Source organism: Paenibacillus sp. FSL H8-0079, assembly GCF_037991315.1.
Lineage (GTDB): Bacteria > Bacillota > Bacilli > Paenibacillales > Paenibacillaceae > Paenibacillus.
Window position 1 is genome coordinate 6,589,704 of record NZ_CP150300.1, and the last position, 21,562, is coordinate 6,611,265.

Genomic DNA, 21,562 nt, shown 5'->3' on the forward strand with positions numbered 1-21,562 from the left:
CTCCTCATCGGTGCTATGGTCCTATATGCATATACCCACTTCAAGGCATATCCTACCATTTTCAGTAAATACCTTTCCTACTTCATTTCCTCCAGCATCACCCGATACCGCCCAATCTGCTCTGCTGTTGCCTCTTCCCGCAATGATTCCAACAATGTCGTACACCTTATAAAATAACGATCCATCCCTAGCTTATCCCCTAACCTGATCGCCTGCAAAATGAACTCCACGGCCTCCTGCGGTCTTCCCATCCACTGTTCATACAAAGCCCGCTGATAACAGTAATGGTACATATAATCGTTGTTTGAAGAATCTTTTTCTCTGCCATCGCCCTGTATCTGATCCTCGAACACATGTATAACTCGATCGATCTGCCATCTATGCCGCACTGCTGCTTCCATAATCACTTTCAGACCTGCCAACCATTCCTCCGGATGCTCAAGCAAAAAGTTCACAAACTCCTCCAGCAGTTCCACCTGCCCGGCTTCAATCTCAAGAGCATACCGATTCACTTGTGCCTTATGCCTGAACTCCTGCACCACCTGCATACCTACCTCATCCAGATCCTCCATCCATCCCAGTTCTGCATATTGAACGATACATGCTCGCGCCTGATCTACCTGTCCCATCTTCTGGTGAGCCATACCCCGCATCAAATGACTGAACCCGTAATAGTAAACCAGTGGGCGCTCGGTATGTATATCTGGTGCAGGCACTCCCTTTGACCGATACTCCTGCCGCTCATCATGGATGGACTGCACACATTGATATAACATGTCCCCCCTCTCCATCACCTTGTTCCAATTTTCAAAAGCCACAGCCATGTCCAACATTTCAACAATGATGTCCGGTTTGAGTGATTTTAGGATAGATTTTCGCAAAGAAGCTCCTCCTTTAATAGTATAGGAGAATAAATTTTCTAATTACTCCTGTGAAGTAATGATATTAGCTTATTATACTACTTAAAATACGTAAATAACACCATTATTGCTATATATTTTAACCTGACTTTTATGTCTCATCTTATCTAAGCTTATTATGAGGTGATTCAAATGTCAGAGTTACGCCAATTAATAGGTACACGAATTAGAGCAATGCGAAATGCCAAAGGACTTACTCAACAAAAGCTGGCTGATATTGCTGGTTTAGATTATAGATATATCGGAGCATTAGAAAGAGGCGAAAGAAACTTTTCCATTGATACGTTGGAGAAGGTTCTGCTCGCCTTAGATGTTAGCATTAATGAATTAACCATAGTTACAGGTGACGATCAAGATAGTGTGAGACAAAGTGCTATTGATGAATTCATTTTAAATACCAGTAAGTTAAACAACGAACATATGAAAGTTATTCAAAAGATTAATAGTGAGATATTTCGATTAATTTAGATGTTTTTTTGATACATTACATTTTTTTGATGAGCAGTTTTCAGCTCTTCCTTATGGCATTGCCTAATTTTATTGGTAATGCTCTAATAATTTCTCGAAATGCTTCTAGATCATTAGATGGACTCTTCCATATCGCTCTTTTCAGCAATTCCGGTACTATGCCCATATTCCCATTCTCGTCTTGGAACTGTAGAGTTATAATAGAGAAATCATCGCCTTTTTCTTTTTTCTCGTGTCTCGCATTCTCTATCTCATCACTCAAAAATCTCTCATCAACAAATTCAGAAGTTATAAAAAAGACACAAGCGCATGAATCCTTGAACCCCTGGATTATACTTCTATCAGCGTTAACTCCCGCAACCATTGCGTCTTCATCCAACCAAGGTTCGAAACCAAGTTCTTTGAGGAGGTTGAAATAATTTCTAACCATAGGTTTATTACTGCTCTTGTGGCTCAAAAAGATCTTTTTAGGAGAATTTAATTCAATTTCTTCTTTAGATTTATAAAAACTCACAATTGGGTTTCCATTACTTATATCTGTATCAATTTCAGGCAAAATAATAATATTACCTTTCATCCAGTCACAGAAAGAAAACAATGATAAGTATGATTGCTTTAATCCATCTAAATTAAAGATAAAATTTACCCCTTCTAAAGAGATCCAAGGGATACTCGCTGTGATTTGTTTAACTATATATATGTACTCTTTTTCAGGTAAGTTATTTTTCGATAAAAAAAAGTCTATAGATATGCCCTCAACTTCCCCTACTTCATGATCAGTTGTACATATAGTATGTTCATTGGTTTCTGAAATTGTAATGGAAATTTTCTTCATAATGAATCCCCCTATATTCTATTAAAGATTAATGACAATTCAACAATATTCTTTCTAATCTCAGAGTAATCACTATAAAAACTGAATTCGATTAGATTTTCCTTATAAAAGGTAATTGTAGAGTTACTATGTTGAGGCTGTAATTTGTAACTGGTAATTTCAATGTCCTCTTTACGAATTATAGATTCAAACTCAGAAGAATAATTCAGTTGACTACCATAATAAATATCATTTGGTAGCACCTCGTAGAAATCATCTCTATCGATAGAAATTTCAAGCAAATTATCACTATAATTTTCCTCAAAAAGTTTACCTATTGTATCTTTACTTGTCACCAAATATTTTGTGATCTCAGTGTCAAATGTATGCTCAAAACAATTAATTACTTTGTTATCACAAAATACCCAAAGTAAACTTCTCCCAAAGATGAAGATATTCATATCGCTAATTTCAATATATGATTTTTCTCGTTGATTAAAATATCCGAAATTATCAATTATATCTACAGAACAGAATTTTTTTTTAACAATTTTTTCAATGAGAAAATTTAAGTTCTTCTCTTCTGTATTACTAATGTTGTACACAAAAGCAAACTTGGTGAAAATCAACTAAATCACCACACTATCTCAAACCTAATATTTTTTTAAGATTTTCCTCATTTCTTAATTCATGCGCAGAAAAGTGTTCGATGAAAACGTTATTTAGTTCCTGATATGCTTTATTTACTACACGTTTAAGCGCTAAGTCACTATTATTCATATAAATACGGAGATACTCCTTATTATGATTTTCTATTCCTGCCAAAATAGTATGTTTTTTAAATAGTCCATTTGATTGAGTCTCATTGTAAACTATTTTAAAATTTATTTTGTAGATTATCCTTCCCTCTAAAATTAATTTATTGACAGCAGGAGTCCCTAGTAGATCTCCTCCACCAAATGCTTGAGTGTCTATTTTAGCTTTTGTGTTATTTTTTTCTGAATCTTCATGATCCAAAGTAATGTCCACACATTCAAACTCACTAAATTTCGAAGCATGATTGTTAATCTCTAAGAATAAGTCCAATAGCTTAATAGTGTTTGAATTGATATCTCCGTAATTAGTAGCTGAAAGTCCATCTTTTGTAAGGGTGAAACTCAATTGTTGTGTCATCCTAGGAGGAAACAACTTTAATTTATCAATATTTGTTACCACACTCAAGAAATCCTGGACAACAGTTCTTATATTTCTAAACTTGGCCAGATTGGAGGTTTGAAAATAGACAATTTTTTTTGAAAAGTTAATTTCAACAAGAACTTTTTGCTCTTCAGAAAATTTTGTGCTAAACATACTTGATCTATCATATGCAAATTTCTCTTGTTTTCTAGTAAACAATAATTTACCAGATTGATTACTAAAATTCAGTAGCTTTATCTCCGCTTTATAATTATCCTGATTTTCATTTAAAGCTTCATTAGCTTCTAGTATAAGCCTCTCCAAATACTCTTGATTCAATTTACGTAGCTGATATGAAAAAGCTAGATAGAATCCATCAGAAACATTTAGCTCAGGATTAAAGGCTCGTTCCCTTAAAGCAATATACACCTGCTCAGGCAAAATTCTATTTTGAAACGCTTTACTTAATACTTTTTCTAAATCACGTTTCTTTCTGATACTTTCGCTGATGTTAAACTTATTTTGTTGAAGGACCTCTAGAATTTCTGAGTAATTTAACATTCTTAGTGAATGTTCTAGCGTTATTACTTCCTTCTCAGAAGGGTTGCTTGGAGTAATTAACTGTTTCGCCAAAAGAGTACCTCCTATAGTTGAATTACATCTTCATATAGACTCCTCCTTATAACCTATCATACGATTTCAATTATTCCAATATTTCCAAGAGCTACTATAACAAAAACACAAAAAGAGAACCTACGTTCTCTTTTTTAGTCTCAGAATATCACATTAATACATTCTTTTTCAAGTCAAGTTTTCCTTTGTTTTAATAATTACTTTTCTCAAACAATTCCCCGCTCAAACACCCCAAACTCCACTCTGTTACGCCCATTCTGCTTCGCTTGATACAAGGCCTTATCCACCGCAGCGAACAGTTGAGTCAAGTACCCCTCCGGATTCTCCGGCACATGCTCCACTTCAAAGTCCTCAAAGGAAAGAATGCCAATGCTAATCGTAATGGATACCTGCATAATCTCATGATCCACCATGATGTGGTTGGACTCCACAGCTGTTCTTACGCGCTCCGCGATCTGGTTCGCCAGATCATGCTCCGTATGCGGAAGGTATATCATGAACTCTTCCCCGCCATAACGCGTCAGGATATCCGTACTGCGAATCGATTGTTTGACCGCCTCCGCCGTGCGGACGAGCACTTCATCCCCGATGACATGTCCATAGCGATCATTGATTGCTTTGAAGTAGTCGATATCGAGCAGCAGGAGTGAGAATGGTGTTTTGTATTGAATATTGGTAATGACCTCATGATTCAGATGTTGGGTCAGATAACGACGGTTGTAACAGTTAGTTAAACTGTCCGTCAGGGCGAGTTCCTCCAGTTTGCGATTGGCCTCGGATAACTCCTGACGGATCAAGTCTAGCGCCTGATTTCGCTCCTGTAGAGTTACGTTCTGGCGATTCATCTCTTTCACGTAGAAACGCTCCTGCGAGACATCCTGGAACGTGAGGATATGACCGATCGGCACAAGAGCCGAATCCACAATCGGAGACGATTGCAGGATATAGTGCCGGATATTGTTGCCCCGCTCCACGATCACTTCAATGTGGGAGAGGGTATTTTCTTTTTTCTTATAGTGATTCACGAACTCACGGCAGCTGCCCACAACATGAACAGACTCCAGAAAGGCTTCCATATCAAAAGAATCCCCCACATGCAGATCCATAAAGGATCGAGAGGCTTTGTTCGCTTCAACAATAACTTCATTCTCATCCAGTACCAGGATGCCATATGGAATGGTATTGATTACATCCTCATGGGCGATGGAGACCAGATCGAACACATTGTATCTTTTGATCACATAGACGAAGAAGAGGTCCGACAGAAAGATCCCCAGCGAAGTCATTCCAGGAATGATCGGCAACCAGCGGGCTAGAACGACATTCAGAATCGCATCAATCGTTGCAAAAACAGCCAACACCAAGATGCCCCACAGGGTGATTCTCACCTGTTTTTTGATCATGGCAGACGTCTGCGAAGAATATACCGCCCGGAACAGAATGACGAGGGAAGCCAAGAAATAGCTCACCAGAATAATCATCACAACCCAGAACCAAGGGCCGTAAGCCCGCTCGATATACCCTCCCTCCAGCGGGATGACGAACTCATTCCATGGATTTGCGACCACACCTATAGCCCCGATCACCGCTGGGACAAATAGCAGGAACGTTCCTTTTGCACTCAAACGCTCTGAATAGCCGGTAATGAATATCGTCAATAGAAGCCACCCGCTCCCAAGCAGAGAGACCGCGACGAAAGATAACGTAACGTAGAACAGCTGCAAGCCGGAATCATCCGTGAGCGTACTCGCAAATTGACAGAAAGGCCAGAGCATCATCAATCCGTGAAATAAAAAGTACACCTTATGTAAGTTCGTAATTCTAACCGTAGCAAACACATATACACCTACACCAAACAATAGGACAAATAAAAAGAGATCATACCATACTAATGGGTTCACGAATCTTCTCCTTCTTAGATGCGACAATGACAACATGATCGTTCATATTTCTGAGTGACACTTATGTAAAACTTCAATAAACACTTATATTCAATACTGCTATGCCAATTTTATTGGTTAATTTAACCATATCTTATCACACCACCATAAGGGTGAGTAGCCCATACACTGGAAGTCCGACCAACCTCTGATCGAAATGCTGATCTATTTCTGATTATTTGTGAATGCTTTTGAAGGTTGCCATAAAGAAAAACCGCCCATATTCAACTGAGCGGCTAACCAGCAACCTGTTTTTTTCAAATGATTTAAACCATTCGCGGAGTTAATCTCTCCGGCAGTAGTACTTTACCTGCTGATCAGGCTGCATCTACTCTTCTCGTATTTTGGCAATGACTTGCTCATGATTAAGTAACCGTTCGCCGTCAGCGACCTGTTTCTCTGCGACCAATAGCTCCGATTGCAGCTTATAACGCGCCTCGTTTCTGAGATACGCTTCATGACTCACCCCGACCAGTTCTGCTTCACAATTAGGTATATGAAGTGGTTCATTGTCCGAGAACAAGTCCGGATTTTCCTTGAGCATCTCCGTGATTACCTCTGCTGTCTTAGCCGCATCACACACTCTTACGACCGCATCGCCGAGCTTTCCTTTACGCATCGCACCTTCGCGAACCAGTACCTCATCTACTTTCCAGAAATGCTCCGACCATGGTAACCCACAATGTCTGCGGGATGGTACTGAAATCTGGCTTCCATCTGGTAAAACCGTATAGAGCATCTCATGCTCGTCCGTCATTCTGCCAGGGATGTCCACCCACTCTTCGACCCCATGGATAAATGTATTCCGCTTCAAGTCCACGCCTACTAACAAAATCGTCGCTTTCCGATCTAACAGTTTCCCCCATGCTGAACCTCTCGCACACGGTGTGTCGAAGAGATGATCGTCCTTCGTAAATGCCTCTGCGTCCCGTCCCAATGCCGCTACCGAGTGCGTCGGGTGCCACGAACGAACTACGCCCGGACGTTTACGAAAAAGTTCAGGCAGAATGCCCACGCAACAGGTAGAATTTTCCACGTGGAACAATGGGTTATCGGCATTAATGGTAGACCATGTATGGGTGGGAAGCACCAGCAATCCGTCCTTCATATAGTCGCTAAAGGCATCCAACACCGTGTCTGCTCCACCTTCAACCTCGCCTAAACTCTTCATTGAAGAGTGAATAAGCAACGTGCCTTGCTTATCAACATTAAGCTGCTCTAGTTGCTGCATTAAGCTTTCTTTTGTATACATATCTATCCTCCTCCATTTCTTATCCCATCTCTATGAAAAAGCATACCTCTGTTCAACTCACATCATGCTTCTCAGCACTAGAGTAAAGGGCTGGATTCAAACCAGCCCCTCCTCATCAAACCGTACGTGAGGTTTTCCCTCATACGGCTTTCCGATGTTCGTCATTCATGGGCATGCAGAGATTACAATAGCGTTTTTAATCCATACATATTGGCAATATACTTGACTTCCGATCGTGAACTCATCCAACTCCTACGTTGTCTCTTCTTCGCGTACCACCGTGTTAATCGTTGCAGAATATACCAGTCCAACTTAGCTAATCTCTTTTGGCTGTAGCTCGTGTAGTAATAATTTCTCCATCCTTGAATCTTCGGATTGAGCCATTTCACATGCTCCGCGAACGATTTCGACCGCATACTCGGTGGAGCCAGTCTTTCTTTGACTACCCCTTGAATACGTTCCTCCGCCTTTTTCGTTAGCCACTGTTGCGTGGTGTGATATACCTTCCCTTGCGACGTTTCTGCTTTCGTTTTTCGGTGGTGCATTCCTAGGAAGTCGAATCCCTCGTCTCCTGTCCATAGACCTACAATGCGAGTTTTGATCGGGTGCAGGGTTAGCTCCAGACGTTCCATAATTTTGCCTATGAGTTCATACGCATGCTCGGCATCCTTTTTGGTTTTACAGATTACTACAAAGTCGTCTGCATACCTTGTCAGTTCTCCCAGACCTCTTCCATGTTTCTCCCATAGTCGGTCAAAATAGTTCAGATAGATATTCGCCAGAAGCGGTGATATCACACCACCTTGCGGTGTTCCTAAATCGGAGCGCCTTTCGTTTCCTTCTTCCATCACTCCCGCCTGAAGCCACTTCCGTATTAATTTCAGTATCCGCCTGTCGTTGATGCGCATCTGCACCAATTTCATAAGCTTCTCTTGATTAATGTTATCGAAGTAACCTTGGATATCGACGTCGATTACCCAATTCCCTTTGCGGTTGCAGGCTTTCCGAATTCGTTCCAGCGCTCCTTTTGCACTTCGTTTCGGGCGAAATCCGAAGGATACGTCCTCAAAATCCGCTTCAAAGATAGGTTCAATCACCAGTTTCGTTGCCATCTGTATGACACGGTCGCGCACGGTGGGTATGCCCAGCGGTCTTTGCTTCCCATCTTTCTTGGGAATATAGTGCCGCCGTACAGGCTGCGGATGGTAGGTGCCTTCTTTCAATGCTCGTTCACAGTCCTCGAGGAAGTTCATTTCTCCTTGTTCCTCCACATCCGCAAGCGTCATGGCATCTACACCTGCCGCTCCCTTGTTCGCTTTCACTCGTCTCCAGGCTTCGCACAAGACATCCCACCGGTAGACTTTGTCGTACAAGGCATGGAATTTACGCTTGCTGTTCTCCTTGGCCACATGGCCTAGCTTTTCTTGGAGTTTTTGAACTTTTTCCTTTGGTGTTGTTAGCCGGTTGGCATTCACTCACTCGTACCTCCTCCAAAAGCATAAACAAAGCAGGGCTCCTTCCCTCCCCAAGGTTATGTTGTCCTTGGGTTCTTCGGTACTATGAGCCCCTCGGACTCCCTTCCCACAGACGTTTCACTTCGTCTTTTGGACTTATAGAGCATCTCTTTACGGAATTCCTAAAAAAAAAAATCCGTGTGGGGGAGGGTCTCCCCAGTTCACTGCATCATCTTTCAAGCCATGCCGTTCCCTTTACGCCGGAGGGTTCTTCACTGTTGTCCCAAGTTCTGCACAGCTTCCTTGGCCTTCGTCCATTGTCACAAGACTCGGCTCCCTCTTTTCCCCTTCGCAGGGCCCTTTTGACGACGCGGCAGGATTCACTTGATGTTGCGGCCTGGATTGTCGCTCGCCCGGTCTCTGACCGGTACTTTTGTCGATGCGCTTTTACACACAGATCTCGCCATGTGCAAGCATCCTAGCTACAAAGGTGGCTTGGCCCCTCCTTTGATTGGACTTTCACCAACTAGATAATGCGTGCCTCTGGGCACGCTAACAAACAAAGGGCCGAGGGTTAGCCCCCGGCCGCAGAGAAAGAATTTGTATGAGTTCAGGCAGTTGCTGCCACTCAACTTTTACTTAATAATAACATATTCCAGATTCACCAGCTTCGCATACGTCACGATCTGATCTGTCGTTAGGTTCAAGGATACAACCGTATGGTGACCACCACCATTTTCGATCCATGCTTTTACCCCATCCTGGAAGTTCGGCTTCACGCTCCACAGAACACGTGCTACTGGCAGGTTAGGTGCTGGAACAGTTGGTTCAAATGCAGATACTTCATTGATCAGCAGTTTGTAATGTGTACCGAAGTCTGCCATGGATACCACGACACCTTCGCCTGCTTTGCCGTCGAATACGAGACGTGCCGGATCTTCACGATCGCCAATACCCAGTGGGGACACGATGATTCTCGGTTTCGTGCTGGCAAGTGTCGGATCTACTTCAAGCATGTGAGATTGAAGGATCGCTTCCTGTCCAGCTGCCATCTCGTATGTGTAATCTTCCATGAAGCCCGTGTTCTCGTTATGAGCCATGATTTTCAGCAAACGATCCAGTGCAGCCGTTTTCCAGTCACCCTCACCGGCAAATCCGTACCCTTGAGCCATCAGGCGTTGTACAGCCAGACCCGGAAGTTGTTTCATGCCATGCAGATCTTCGAAGTTTGTAGTGAAGGCACTGTAACCACCTTCGTCCAGGAAACGTTTAATGGCAATTTCATAGCTCGCTTGCACACGTACGCTGGCTTCCCAAGCTTCCTTGCTGTTCGTGCCATAATCGAATTCGTAGAGGTCTCCATACTGAGCGATCAGATCATCGATTTCCTGCTCCGTTACGGCGTTCACGTATTGCACGAGGTCGCCAATGCCGAAGTAATCAACCGTCCATCCGAATTGAATCTGTGCCTCTACTTTATCGCCTTCAGTTACGCCCACGTTGCGCATGTTATCACCGAAGCGAGCGACTTTAAGGTTGAAACCTTCATTAAAGGCAACCGCTACGTCCATCCAATCTGCAACCTGTTGCTGTACGTCTGGGCGCTCCCAGTAGCCAACAACGATTTTATTTTGTTTTCTCAGACGGGCATTAATGAAGCCATATTCGCGGTCACCATGTGCCGCTTGGTTCAGGTTCATGAAGTCCATATCGATGGTTGCCCAAGGAATGCTTTCGTTGAATTGGGTTGCCAAGTGCAGCAAAGGTTTTTGCAGCAATTTCGTACCACGAATCCACATTTTCGCCGGGGAGAATGTATGCATCCATGTGATCACACCCGCTACTTCGTCGCGATAGTTCACTTCTTTCATCGTACTCGTGATTTTATCTGCGCTTACCGCCAGATCCTGCAATACGAGCGGGTACGGCAGTACGCCACTTGCGTTAAGAGCATCCGTAATTTTCTGTGCGTTGGCTTTTACTTCGCCCAGGGCTTCTTCTCCGTACAAGTGCTGTGAACCGACCACAAACCAGAATTCTTTTGCTGCTGTTGCTGACATATAATCATCCTCATTTCATTATTTTATAGTTGAACATTTGGGTTTACACTAGCACACTGCGATTGCAGTACCATCTTCCGATCGCTGGTTATCCCCGGATTTCTTTGATCAATTTTAATAAGGATGATATCCGGTTATAAAGGCGAGCGCTTCGCTTCTACAGATTGGTTCTGCACTCTCCGTTATCGTGTAAAAGTTTGATACAACTTCATTGGTAGTAGTAACAAACAACTGATTCGCTTGAATTATTATCAACCGATCGCTACATAACCTAATTACTTCTGTCCGTAATACGCGTCTTTTCCGTGTTTTCGCAGATAGTGTTTATCCAAAATGCCTTGTGGCAGTTCCTTCGCGAAGTTATTCAATTGCCGCGCGTACAGGTTCATTTTGCATACCTCTTCCAGCACGACACTGTTTACCACCGCAGACTTGGCATCTTTCCCCCACGTAAACGGTGCATGACCATGGAGCAGTACAGCCGGAACTGCCATAACATCAATTCCACGCTGTTCAAACGTTTCAATAATGACGCGTCCCGTCTCCGCTTCGTATCCACGATCAACCTCGTCCTGATTCAGGAAACGTGCACAAGGCACCGCTCCATAGAACGTGTCCGCATGTGTGGTTCCCATTACAGGTACGTCCAGTCCGGCTTGCGCCCAGATCGTCGCCCACGTGGAGTGTGTGTGCACGATGCCGCCAATCTCCGAGTAATGCTTATATAGTACGGCATGTGTTGCGGTGTCCGAGGAAGGTCGCATCTCACCCTCAACTACGTTACCGTCCAGATCAACTACAACCATGTCGCTTGCTTTCATCACATCGTAGCTAACGCCACTTGGTTTGATGACGAACAGACCGCTTTCCCGATCGATTGCACTGACGTTACCCCAAGTGAATTTTACAAGTCCGTGCTTTGGCAGTTCCAGATTCGCCTGAAATACCTCTTCCTTCAGTTGATCTAACATGTTATTCCCTCCCGTTCTCTAATAGTGCGTGTTCAAAAAGTCGGTTTTCAGTACCGAGAAGATGGGATGAAGCTAGAAATGGAGTAGCGGAGCGTAGATAGAGCTACGTGAGCAACCGCAATGTTTCCGAAGGAAACATACTTCGTAAGCCCCTACTTATTTCGGCTGAATTCCATATTCGATGTTGATGATGCCACTAGGCATCCTCCGTAATCAAAAGCGGTCTTTTTGAACATTCTCTACCAGATGATCTACGGCTGATTGCTCAATTGTGAGCCCATTCCGGTAGCGTTCGATAAATGCTTCAAACCCTTTCACATCCGATGCATCCGGTGCCACTTCAACTCCCTCAACATCGCTAAAGACCTTCTGCTCCAGGAACACATCCAGGCTCTCCTCTTGATCCTTGTTGATCATGTACGAAGCCAGAAGCGCCATGCCCCATGCGCCACCTTCACCAGCGGTAGACATTACCGATACCGGTACGTTCATCGCAGCAGCTACAATCCGTTGTCCGACGACAGGAGTCTTGAACAGGCCACCGTGAGCCAAAATGCTGTCAATCGCCACATCCTCTTCTTCCGTCAAAATGTCCATACCTAGCTTGAGTGCACCGAAGGCACTGAACAGATGTGTCCGCATGAAGTTTGCCAGATTGAAGTTGCTTTCCGGGGAGCGGACGAACAATGGACGGCCTTTCTCAAGTCCCGTAATGTTCTCACCTGAGTAGTAACCATAGCTGAGCAAGCCGCCACCATCAGGGTCTGCCTCCAAAGCCTTGTTAAACAACACGCTAAACAACTTGCCGTTATCCACTTCATATCCCATCGCTTGAGAGAATTCGCGGAACAATCCAACCCATGCGTTGATATCACTGGAACAGTTGTTTGCATGCACCATCCCTACTGGACTGCCATCCGGCGTGGTGACCATATCAATCTCGGGATACACTTTGGATAATTCCTTCTCCAGTACGATCATCGCAAATACGGATGTGCCGACGGAGATGTTCCCCGTACGTTTTCTCACGCTATTCGTTGCCACCATACCCGTTCCGGCATCGCCCTCTGGCGGGCAGAGCGGAATGCCTGCTTGCAGATCTTGCGAAGGGTCGAGCAACTTGGCTCCCGCTTCCGTCAACTCACCTGCATTCTCACCCGCGAGATATACCTTGGGCAGAAGGTCCTCAACTTTCCACGGATAACCTTTGCCTGCGATCTGTTCGTCGAACTGTTGGATCATGGATGGGTGATAGTTATGTGTAGACTCGTCAATTGGGAAAATCCCTGAAGCATCGCCGATCCCAATCGCCTTATTGCCTGTCAGCAACCAGTGGATGTATCCAGCCAAGGTTGTCAGGTGATCAATCTGTGGCACATGCACCTCTTCGTTCAAAATCGCTTGATACAAGTGGGCGATACTCCAACGTTCAGGAATATTGAATTGCAGAAGATCCGTTAGCTCTCTTGCAGCTGCTCCCGTCGTAGCGTTACGCCAGGTGCGGAAAGGTACCAGCAGTTCGCCAGCGCTATCCAACGCAATGTATCCGTGCATCATGGCCGAGAAACCGATAGAACCGACCGTGCGCAGCGTAATTCCGTATTTCTGTTCCACATCTTGCTTCATCTCACGATAAGCCGTCTGCAGACCTGTGATGATATCCTCCTGGTTGTACGTCCAATATCCGTCTTTCAGGAGGTTCTCCCATTCATAACTGCCTGAAGCGATGGTTTCAAAACGCTCGTCAATCAACACCGCTTTAATCCGCGTTGATCCAAATTCAATTCCAAGTGAAGTAGCGCCCTTGGTAATGGCTTCTTTCAAATCCAATTGACTCATAATCACGTGTATCCCCTCTCCGGTCGCGATTTCACATCCCAAAGGATGTATATATAAATTGATGCTTCTACTCATGGCAGTGACTGATCACGAATTTTGTATAAAAGCTTCCTGTTGTGTTTTCAAAGAATGCGCTTTCCTTTTCTGACAGCCTTAGTATATTTTTTGTACGTACATTTGTCAATAATATATAATAGTTATACTTACAAAGAGCACATATCGTGCTCTATATGATCAATAAAAGGACTTAAATGGCTATAAATCGGCTATGCTGTAAGGTACACCTCTTTCTAAAAAGACCTGATATGTACGGTTTATTTCAAAAATTGTGCTGTTTTATATGCATTCAAACTGAATCATGCTAAAATATGTACGTACAACTATTTGAACAACAACGTTGATATAGATGAGTAACGATGAAAGAAGTGGACTACGTGAAGCCAAAATACCAGGTCATCATTGATGATATAAAGAGTCATATCCTCTCGGGGACATATAGCATAGGTGAACAGATCCCTACGGAGTCGGCATTACAGGACAGCTACAACGTGAGTCGCCAGACGGTGCGGAAGGCTATTTTGGAGTTATCGAACGAAGGGTTTTTACGAAGCGAAAAAGGCTCAGGAACCTACGTTAGCAATCAGTACCGATCACGCTCAGGCGGCCATACGTCGAAGAAAACGATCGGTGTGATCACGACATACATCTCCGATTACATCTTTCCGTCCATTATCCGTGGCATTGAGAGTCGTCTGAATGAGGACAACTACTCGTTACTGCTGGCCAGTACCAATAATGATGTAGCACAGGAGAAAAAAGCACTCGAAATGATGCTCTCCTACGGCGTGGATGGCCTGATCGTCGAACCGACCAAAAGTAATCTCTACAATCCCAACATTGCGTACTACCTGTCGTTCAAAGAGCAGGATGTGCCGTTTACGATGATTAATGCGTTCTATGAGGAGTTGGAGGTTCCGTTCTTCTGTCTGGATGACGTGCAATCCAGCTATCTTGCCACTCGGGAATTGATTTCCAAAGGCCATACCCAGATCGGCATTATTGCCAAAATGGATGATTTGCAGGGCAAGTACCGAATGAAGGGGTACATCAAGGCGCTCGGTGAAGCGAAGTTACGGTTCCATCCCGAGCAGGTGCTTTCCTTTGATACCGCATCGAAACCAGAGTTATCCTCTAATGTAGCAACGTATCTGGACGAAAACAGGGATGCGCTCACCGCGATCGTTTGTTATAACGACGAAGTGGGACTGGAGGTCGTGCACGCCTGTAGGCGACTAGGCATCTCGATCCCGGATGAGTTATCCATCATTGGACAGGACAATTCGTACATCGCCAAGAACGCCAACATAAGGCTAACAACACTAACCCATCCCCAAGAGCAAATGGGCCGTGATGCTGCCGACTGGGTGATCAAGAATCTGCAAGGCAAAAAGGATCTGCCGACAAACACCTACTATCAACCCGTGCTGGTTGAGGGAGAGACGGTGAAGGAGATCGAAGTGGAATAATATTGGTGCAGGATTGGACGATAAGGTATTACCGAGCGTTTCTGTCCAACATACTTAAAGAAGGCCGTCAGAATATCTGCGGCCTTCTTTGTTCTTGTTCACTATTAACGAGGGATTACTTCTTCTTACATATACATATACATCTTCTCTAATCAAAACTACTTCGCCTGATCCGCTTCTTCGCTTACCAGACTTACAAGGACGCCTTTCTTCTCCAAGTTTTTCACAACCTGCTCTGCTCGATCATTCAACGGATTATTAGCCAAATATACCTCTGTTAGATGTGGGATGGTTTCGAGCACTGCAATATCCTTAATGAGGTTATTTTCTACATATAGATACTCCAATGTCGGATGGTTTTTTAAAGGTGTCAGATCTTGAATTTTATTATCATTCATAATGACCCATTCCAACTTTAATTTCTGAAGAGGACTTAGATCGGTCACCTGATTCCCACTAGCGAGTAGACTGGTCAGCTTACGCATATTTTTTAATGCAGCCAGGCTTTTTATTTTGTTACTGTCCATAGATAAAGTTTGCAGATTGGTCAGACCTGAAAGTGGTGAGATATCTGCAATCTGATTGCCTTCAACAGCTAAGAACGTCAATTTCTTCAACTTGTTGAGTGGCTTAATATTTTTTATATTTTGGCCAGGCAAGAATAAATCCGTCATATTAACGGCATGTTCAAGACCTTGCAGGTTGGAAATCTTACTTTTCGTTTCCATAGCATATATGGATTTTAATTTCTTCAAATCGGCAGCTTTTATTTCCTTCTTAGCCGACAGCTTCAAATCTGTCCGAATAACTTTGGCCAAGACCGGGTCTTTGATAAGCGACGCAGCCAAAACGCTCGTTGTTGGTAATAGTACAAATACCAAACATAAAACGATCAACCTTTTTATGAATTGATTACGCATATAGAATCTCCCTACATTATTTAATACTAGAAATATACCATGATCTGGAATGTAATACATTGATAATATGTTCATCCCTATTGAATAGAAGCCCTACCGCTCTCTCCCTGCCTGTTTTCCGTTAAGAACGGATATAAGAATACCTCCCTAACAAATGTGGCCCTAAAATGATATTACCCTTTACAATTTTTTCATTGACACTGCCTTTGATAAAAAGATATATTTATTGATGTTGATAATCATTATCAGATATATAAAACGTTTTATATATCTACTTTTTACATCCCAATGGATGTAATTGTTCAACCAGGATGTTCAGCACTATCAAATACATTTTAAGATTCAGGAAGGGGAACACATGAATACAAAGAGAAAGTTTCCATTAACAGCGTTACTGATATCACTAGTCTTTATCCTGGCATTAGTTGGTTGTGGAAGTACGACTACAGAGCCAGCAGCAACTCCTGCTGCAAGTGATTCGGCCGCTCCAGCTACAGAAACACCAGCAGCTACAGATGAGAATGCCGAATATCCAATTACAATTAAACATGCTTTGGGCGAAACGGTTATTGAGAAAAATCCTGAACGTGTAGCTACAGTACAATGGGCGAACCAAGATGTCGTTCTCGCGCTTGGACAAGTTCCTGTAGGCTTCTCGGCAGCTAACTTTGGTGTTCAGGATGACAGCGGACTGCTGCCTTGGACTGCGAAGAAACTCGATGAACTCGGTGTAACCGACCCGAACGTTTTCCAAGATACAGACGGACTTGATTTTGAAGCGATTTCTGATTCCAATCCGGATGTTATTCTTGCAGCATACTCCGGTATCACTCAGGAAGACTACGATCTTCTTAGTGAAATTGCTCCGGTTGTAGCTTACCCAACGGCTCCATGGGCAACTACATGGCGTGAGCAGGTTAATTTCAATGCGAAGGGTATGGGCATGGAAGCAGAAGGCGAGCAACTGATCAAAGAGACTGAGGCCATGGTCAACGAGAAATTAGCCGCATATCCTCAGATCAAAGACAAAAAAGTAGTTTGGGTTAACTTCTCCGCTGAAGACATGTCCAAACTTCATATCTATACACCTGTAGATTCTCGTGTATCTTTCCTGGGTGAGCTGGGATTGGTTATTCCAGAAAGCATCACTAGCCAAATTACAGACCCTAACAGCTACTCCCTGAGCTTAAGTGCAGAGAATGCTGAAGCCCTTAATGATGCAGATATTATTGTTGGATACGGAAATGCCGAGTTGCTGAAAGCCATTCAGGCTGATCCGTTGCTGGGTAAAATTCCTGCGGTTAAACGTGGTTCTGTAGCGTTCATTGAAGCAGATACACCTTTGGTTGCTGCTGGAACGCCAAACCCACTTTCCATCTCTTATACTATTGATGATTACCTGAAATTGATTAGTGGAGCAATCGACAAGATCAATGAATAGTACATCGCTTTCGAACGATAATCGAATACGAGCACATGTCCCCAAGAACTTCATCTTGGTGTTAGTCATTTGTTTTATTCTGCTCGGTGCAACTATGATTGCCTCACTGGTCTTTGGCTCTAGACCCGTGAGGTTTCATGAGTTAATCGACGGATTATTTCACCCGGAAGTAGACTCTTATGGGGCAAACATCGTGCGCAAACGGATCTCCCGAACAGTCTTCAGCTTGTTATGCGGGGTAGCACTCGGCGTATCAGGAGCACTTATGCAAGCCGTTACCCGGAACCCACTTGCCGACCCAAGTATATTGGGTGTCAATACAGGGGCATCCCTATTTGTGGTGATCGGTATTGCATTCCTGAACATCAGCAGTGCCAATCAATATATCTGGCTGGCACTGGCCGGGGCTGCAATAACAGCTGTGTTCGTATTCGGAATCGGCTCAATGGGGCGTGGCGGAGCCACGCCCATTAAGCTTGTTTTGGCCGGAGCGGCCATCAGTGCCGCGCTCTCCTCACTCGTCACCGCCATTATGATCCCTCGCTCTTATGTCATGGACCAGTTCAGGTTCTGGCAAGTGGGCAGCGTAGGATCGGCAACCTGGAGTGGAATCAGTACATTCATCCCGTTCCTGCTCATCGGTATACTCATTGCATTTCTTACGGCCCCAGCACTAAATGCCTTAGCTCTGGGTGACGATGTTGCAACAGGACTCGGTGTGCGAACTGGAACCCTTCGATTCATTGCGGCTCTTGCAGGGGTTCTATTGTGCGGTGCAGCTACTGCACTGGCTGGACCTATTGGTTTCATCGGATTGTTATCTACCCACGTCATACGCCTTATACTGGGCCCCGACTTACGTTTTGTCATACCCATGTCAGCCATAGCTGGAGCGATCATTCTAACGATATCCGATGTCGGTGGCAGACTCATCAGCAACCCTGGAGAGCTTGAAGTCGGCGTCGTTACCGCCTTTATAGGTGCTCCAATATTAATCATCCTCGCGATGCGATCGAAAGTGCGTTCATTATGAGAGATCAATCGATTGAATTTATTATGGCGGGCAGACGTCATCGACGTCGCCGCTGGATACTTGTCACCAGTCTCCTTGCCATACTTGCATGTGCTCTTTGCTGCGCCATGCTTTTGCTCGGCAACACAATCTATCCGGTCAAAGATGTGATTAGCTCCCTTTCGGGAGAGAAGATCAAAGGTGTATCTTTTGCCGTGAATACGATACGTTTACCGAGAATGCTCACAGGTCTCTTTGCCGGATTTGCCTTCGGTATTGCAGGTTATACCTTCCAGACTATGTTGCGGAATCCGCTGGCGAATCCTAATGTTATCGGGATCACGTCAGGTTCAAGCGCTGCGGCTGTGTTTTGTATCGTCGTACTTCATGCAAGCGGAGCCATTGTTTCCCTGGCTTCAGTGATTGCAGGTCTGGCTACAGTGTTGTTCATATATGTACTCTCCAGAGGAAAAGTGTTCTCCATCGGAAGGTTAATACTTATCGGGATCGGTATTCAAGCTATGCTTGATGCGGTCATCTCCTATCTCTTACTGGTTAGTTCTGAAAAGGATATTCCTGCCGCAATCCGCTGGCTCACAGGTAGTCTGAACGGTTCTCAGATGAGTGCACTACCGCCTCTCGTGATTACCGTGCTAATCTGCTCACCCATCATCATGATGCTGGGCAAACATCTCAGTATATTGGAACTCGGAGAACAATCGGCGTTTTCACTAGGTGTAGACACGGACAAGACCAGAATTGCGCTTATTGTGAGTTCGGTCTGCATGGTCGCGATTGCTACGGCGACTACAGGTCCGATTGCCTTTGTCTCCTTCCTTGCGGGACCTATTGCGAAGAGACTCGTAGGTGTTGGCTCTTCGAACATTCTCCCGGCAGGTCTGGTTGGCGTTAATCTGGTTCTTGCCTCCGATCTCATCGGACAGTTTGCTTTTGAGTACAGATTCCCCGTAGGCGTCATTACCGGATTACTCGGAGCACCGTATCTGATCTTCCTGTTAATCCGAATGAATCGTAAGGGGGAGTTATAATGAAACCGACACATGTATTTGAAGCGAAACAACTCGTTGCCGGATATGAAAATAAAACCATTATCCACGGTGTGGATATCGTTATACCGAGCAACCAAATAAGCGTCATTATTGGCTCTAATGGCTGCGGTAAGTCTACCCTTTTGAAAACGATGGCTAGGCTCATTAAGCCTACATCTGGCAGCATTACGTTGGACGGCAAAGCCATTAGCAAGATCCCACCCAAGCAATTGGCTCGCGTGATCGGGTTACTGCCGCAGTCTCCCATTGTCCCGGAAGGCATTTCGGTAGCGGATCTGGTGGGCCGTGGAAGATTTCCACACCAATCCTTGTTCAGTGGCTGGACCAAAAAGGATTACGAGGCCGTGGCCGAAGCCATGACCATTATGAACATCACCGAGTTTGCCAATCACAATATAGATGAGCTTTCAGGCGGACAACGTCAGCGTGTGTGGATTGCCATGGCGCTAGCGCAACAGACAGATATCCTTTTTCTCGATGAGCCGACGACTTTCTTGGATATTACGTATCAAGTTGAGATCCTGGACCTGCTTACCGAGCTGAATCGCAAACATGGAACGACCATTGTGATGGTACTGCACGATATCAATTTATCGGCGCGATATGCAGATCATATCTTTGCGCTTCATACCGGAAAACTTGTGGCTGAGGGTAAACCTGCAGAGGTCATAACCGCACCACAAGTCAAAGACATTTTCGGATTGGAATGTACGGTTATTGAAGATCCCGTTTCAGGATCACCGATGGTGGTGCCCAAAGGGCGATATCATGCGAAATAGACAAATAGCGGCAGTTGCGACAAAGATCCTTTGTCCCGACTGTCGCTATCTTATTTTTGACCTAATCCGTTTTAGCTAAAAAACGAATAGTCACCGAGGTCCCCTGACCTTTGGCGCTGTGATATTCGATCGTTCCTTCATACTTTTCCACGATGTTATAACAGATCATTAATCCCAGTCCCGTCCCATTCGTTTTCAATGAATAAAATGGAGTCCCTAGTGACTTTACCTCTTCCTCTGTCATGCCGCTTCCCTGATCCGTTATTCTCATCTCCACCCACTGCTTCACTCGCTTCGCTGTTACTATAACGGTTGTGCCCGCATCCGAAGCTTCCAGTGCATTTTTGATGAGATTGATCAGCAACTGCTTGAACTCAATCGTATTAATAAGAATTGTACAGCCCTCTTCCACCTGCATATCCATATGTTTGTCCGACAACATCGCATAGGAGCTGAGCAGACCTGTCACACCCTCTAGAACTTCCTTAACATCCACCTTCTCTGGTCTCAGTTCTCTATTAGGTTTGGCAAGGGTCAGAAATTGAGAGGTCACCTGTTCGACGGTATTCAGCTCATCAATCATTAAAGCAAACTTATTTCTCACCGGTTGCTCAAAAGAGGTGTCTTCTCGATACAGCTGCAAAAAACCTCGCACAACCGTCACTGGATTACGAATTTCATGTGCAACGGCAGCCGTTAAATGGGCGATCATTTTCAAACGCTCTGATTGCTGCAGTTGTTCAAAATACAGTTGTTGCTTCCTCATTCGAGAAAAGGTCAGGTGAAAAATAAGAAATAAAATGATTTGGCTCGCCATAATATTGATAAAATTGCCGACCACATCCGTATGTATATATGCATACTCGTTCCCTTGGTTATACAGAAGATTGTAACCAAACGTAATGAGGATCAAAATTCCGTTTAGAATCAACGAACAATAAAATAATTTCAGATCATAGAACAGGATCGCGAGGGCTGGAAGAAGACAAATGAGAATATAAGTTGTCCACGACTGGGGATATAGAAAAGCAAGCGTATAGAAGTATGCAAACCCAATCAGAATGATGCTTAATCTAAAGGAAAACGTCTCCACCTTAGGATACAGCAATAAACATACGGCCAGAACGGTTACGCATAGGCAATGGATCACATACCCCACCGTAATCCCGTTCAATTCAGTCGTGGACAGGATTAATCCCGATAACATCAGAGCAATGATCGTAAGCATTGAGATGTAATACGTTTTCCGATTGATCTGATTGTGCAATTCTTTCATGAATTCACCAC

Annotated in this window: 17 protein-coding genes and 1 pseudogene; 6 read left to right on the plus strand and 12 right to left on the minus strand. The window is 44.2% G+C overall.

The genetic code is table 11. The features are described from left to right. Nucleotides 1-77 precede the first annotated feature (77 nt). Complete coding sequence (locus MHI06_RS29295; RefSeq protein WP_340399975.1) at nt 78-881, minus strand: DNA-binding protein; 804 nt, start codon at nt 879-881, stop codon at nt 78-80. Nucleotides 882-1,052: 171 nt separating this feature from the next. Here MHI06_RS29295 and MHI06_RS29300 point away from each other — a divergent pair, with 171 nt between their 5' ends. After that, complete coding sequence (locus MHI06_RS29300) at nt 1,053-1,388, plus strand: helix-turn-helix transcriptional regulator (protein WP_340399976.1); 336 nt, start codon at nt 1,053-1,055, stop codon at nt 1,386-1,388. Between the two features lie 40 nt (nt 1,389-1,428). Here the strand turns inward: MHI06_RS29300 and MHI06_RS29305 are convergent, their stop codons facing one another. The 9 genes and pseudogenes from MHI06_RS29305 to MHI06_RS29345 all read right to left on the minus strand — a co-directional run bounded on the left by MHI06_RS29305 (nt 1,429) and on the right by MHI06_RS29345 (nt 13,527). Next, nucleotides 1,429-2,223, minus strand: a complete 795-nt coding sequence (locus tag MHI06_RS29305) for a toll/interleukin-1 receptor domain-containing protein (RefSeq protein WP_340399977.1) — start codon at nt 2,221-2,223, stop codon at nt 1,429-1,431. 11 nt (nt 2,224-2,234) lie between these two features. Then, nucleotides 2,235-2,831 carry a hypothetical protein gene (locus MHI06_RS29310; protein WP_340399978.1) on the minus strand — a complete coding sequence of 199 codons (597 nt, stop codon included), beginning with the start codon at nt 2,829-2,831 and terminating at the stop codon, nt 2,235-2,237. A 13-nt stretch (nt 2,832-2,844) separates the two neighbouring features. Beyond that, the gene (locus MHI06_RS29315) at nt 2,845-4,011 is read right to left on the minus strand and encodes a hypothetical protein (protein WP_340399979.1); all 1,167 of its coding nucleotides are present in this window, start codon (nt 4,009-4,011) and stop codon (nt 2,845-2,847) included. Between the two features lie 206 nt (nt 4,012-4,217). Then, the gene (locus MHI06_RS29320) at nt 4,218-5,912 is read right to left on the minus strand and encodes a diguanylate cyclase (RefSeq protein ID WP_340399980.1); all 1,695 of its coding nucleotides are present in this window, start codon (nt 5,910-5,912) and stop codon (nt 4,218-4,220) included. Between the two features lie 538 nt (nt 5,913-6,450). Next, nucleotides 6,451-7,203, minus strand: a pseudogene (locus tag MHI06_RS29325) (AAC(3) family N-acetyltransferase); the annotation flags it as partial. Nucleotides 7,204-7,385: 182 nt separating this feature from the next. Next, nucleotides 7,386-8,678: a group II intron reverse transcriptase/maturase gene (ltrA, locus tag MHI06_RS29330; protein WP_340399554.1), complete on the minus strand. Its 1,293-nt coding sequence runs from the start codon at nt 8,676-8,678 to the stop codon at nt 7,386-7,388. Between the two features lie 614 nt (nt 8,679-9,292). After that, nucleotides 9,293-10,717 (minus strand): L-arabinose isomerase, encoded by a 1,425-nt coding sequence (gene araA, locus MHI06_RS29335; protein WP_340399981.1) that lies wholly within the window; start codon nt 10,715-10,717, stop codon nt 9,293-9,295. Between the two features lie 275 nt (nt 10,718-10,992). Further along, nucleotides 10,993-11,688: an L-ribulose-5-phosphate 4-epimerase gene (locus MHI06_RS29340; protein ID WP_340399982.1), complete on the minus strand. Its 696-nt coding sequence runs from the start codon at nt 11,686-11,688 to the stop codon at nt 10,993-10,995. A 213-nt stretch (nt 11,689-11,901) separates the two neighbouring features. After that, the gene (locus MHI06_RS29345) at nt 11,902-13,527 is read right to left on the minus strand and encodes an FGGY-family carbohydrate kinase (RefSeq protein WP_340399983.1); all 1,626 of its coding nucleotides are present in this window, start codon (nt 13,525-13,527) and stop codon (nt 11,902-11,904) included. A gap of 434 nt (nt 13,528-13,961) precedes the next feature. Between MHI06_RS29345 and MHI06_RS29350 the strand changes: the two genes are divergently transcribed. Next, on the plus strand, nt 13,962-15,053 hold the full coding sequence (locus MHI06_RS29350; protein ID WP_340402203.1) for a GntR family transcriptional regulator: 1,092 nt from the start codon (nt 13,962-13,964) through the stop codon (nt 15,051-15,053). 158 nt (nt 15,054-15,211) lie between these two features. Here the strand turns inward: MHI06_RS29350 and MHI06_RS29355 are convergent, their stop codons facing one another. Then, a complete protein-coding gene (locus MHI06_RS29355) occupies nt 15,212-15,973 on the minus strand; it encodes a leucine-rich repeat domain-containing protein (protein WP_340399984.1) in 762 nt (253 codons plus the stop codon). A 358-nt stretch (nt 15,974-16,331) separates the two neighbouring features. Between MHI06_RS29355 and MHI06_RS29360 the strand changes: the two genes are divergently transcribed. Genes MHI06_RS29360 through MHI06_RS29375 form a run of 4 tightly spaced genes read left to right on the plus strand, consistent with a single transcriptional unit; the run spans nt 16,332 to nt 20,275 of the window. Then, complete coding sequence (locus MHI06_RS29360; RefSeq protein ID WP_340399985.1) at nt 16,332-17,414, plus strand: iron-siderophore ABC transporter substrate-binding protein; 1,083 nt, start codon at nt 16,332-16,334, stop codon at nt 17,412-17,414. Then, complete coding sequence (locus MHI06_RS29365; RefSeq protein ID WP_169482587.1) at nt 17,407-18,447, plus strand: iron chelate uptake ABC transporter family permease subunit; 1,041 nt, start codon at nt 17,407-17,409, stop codon at nt 18,445-18,447. The genes MHI06_RS29360 and MHI06_RS29365 overlap by 8 nt, the downstream gene beginning before the upstream one ends. Next, nucleotides 18,444-19,475, plus strand: coding sequence for an iron chelate uptake ABC transporter family permease subunit (locus MHI06_RS29370; RefSeq protein ID WP_169482588.1), 1,032 nt, complete (start codon nt 18,444-18,446; stop codon nt 19,473-19,475). The genes MHI06_RS29365 and MHI06_RS29370 overlap by 4 nt, the downstream gene beginning before the upstream one ends. Beyond that, the gene (locus MHI06_RS29375; protein ID WP_062836569.1) at nt 19,475-20,275 is read left to right on the plus strand and encodes an ABC transporter ATP-binding protein; all 801 of its coding nucleotides are present in this window, start codon (nt 19,475-19,477) and stop codon (nt 20,273-20,275) included. Before MHI06_RS29370 ends, MHI06_RS29375 begins: the two co-directional genes overlap by 1 nt. A 61-nt stretch (nt 20,276-20,336) precedes the next feature. Here the strand turns inward: MHI06_RS29375 and MHI06_RS29380 are convergent, their stop codons facing one another. Next, nucleotides 20,337-21,551: a HAMP domain-containing sensor histidine kinase gene (locus MHI06_RS29380; RefSeq protein ID WP_340399986.1), complete on the minus strand. Its 1,215-nt coding sequence runs from the start codon at nt 21,549-21,551 to the stop codon at nt 20,337-20,339. Between the last annotated feature and the right edge of the window lie 11 nt (nt 21,552-21,562).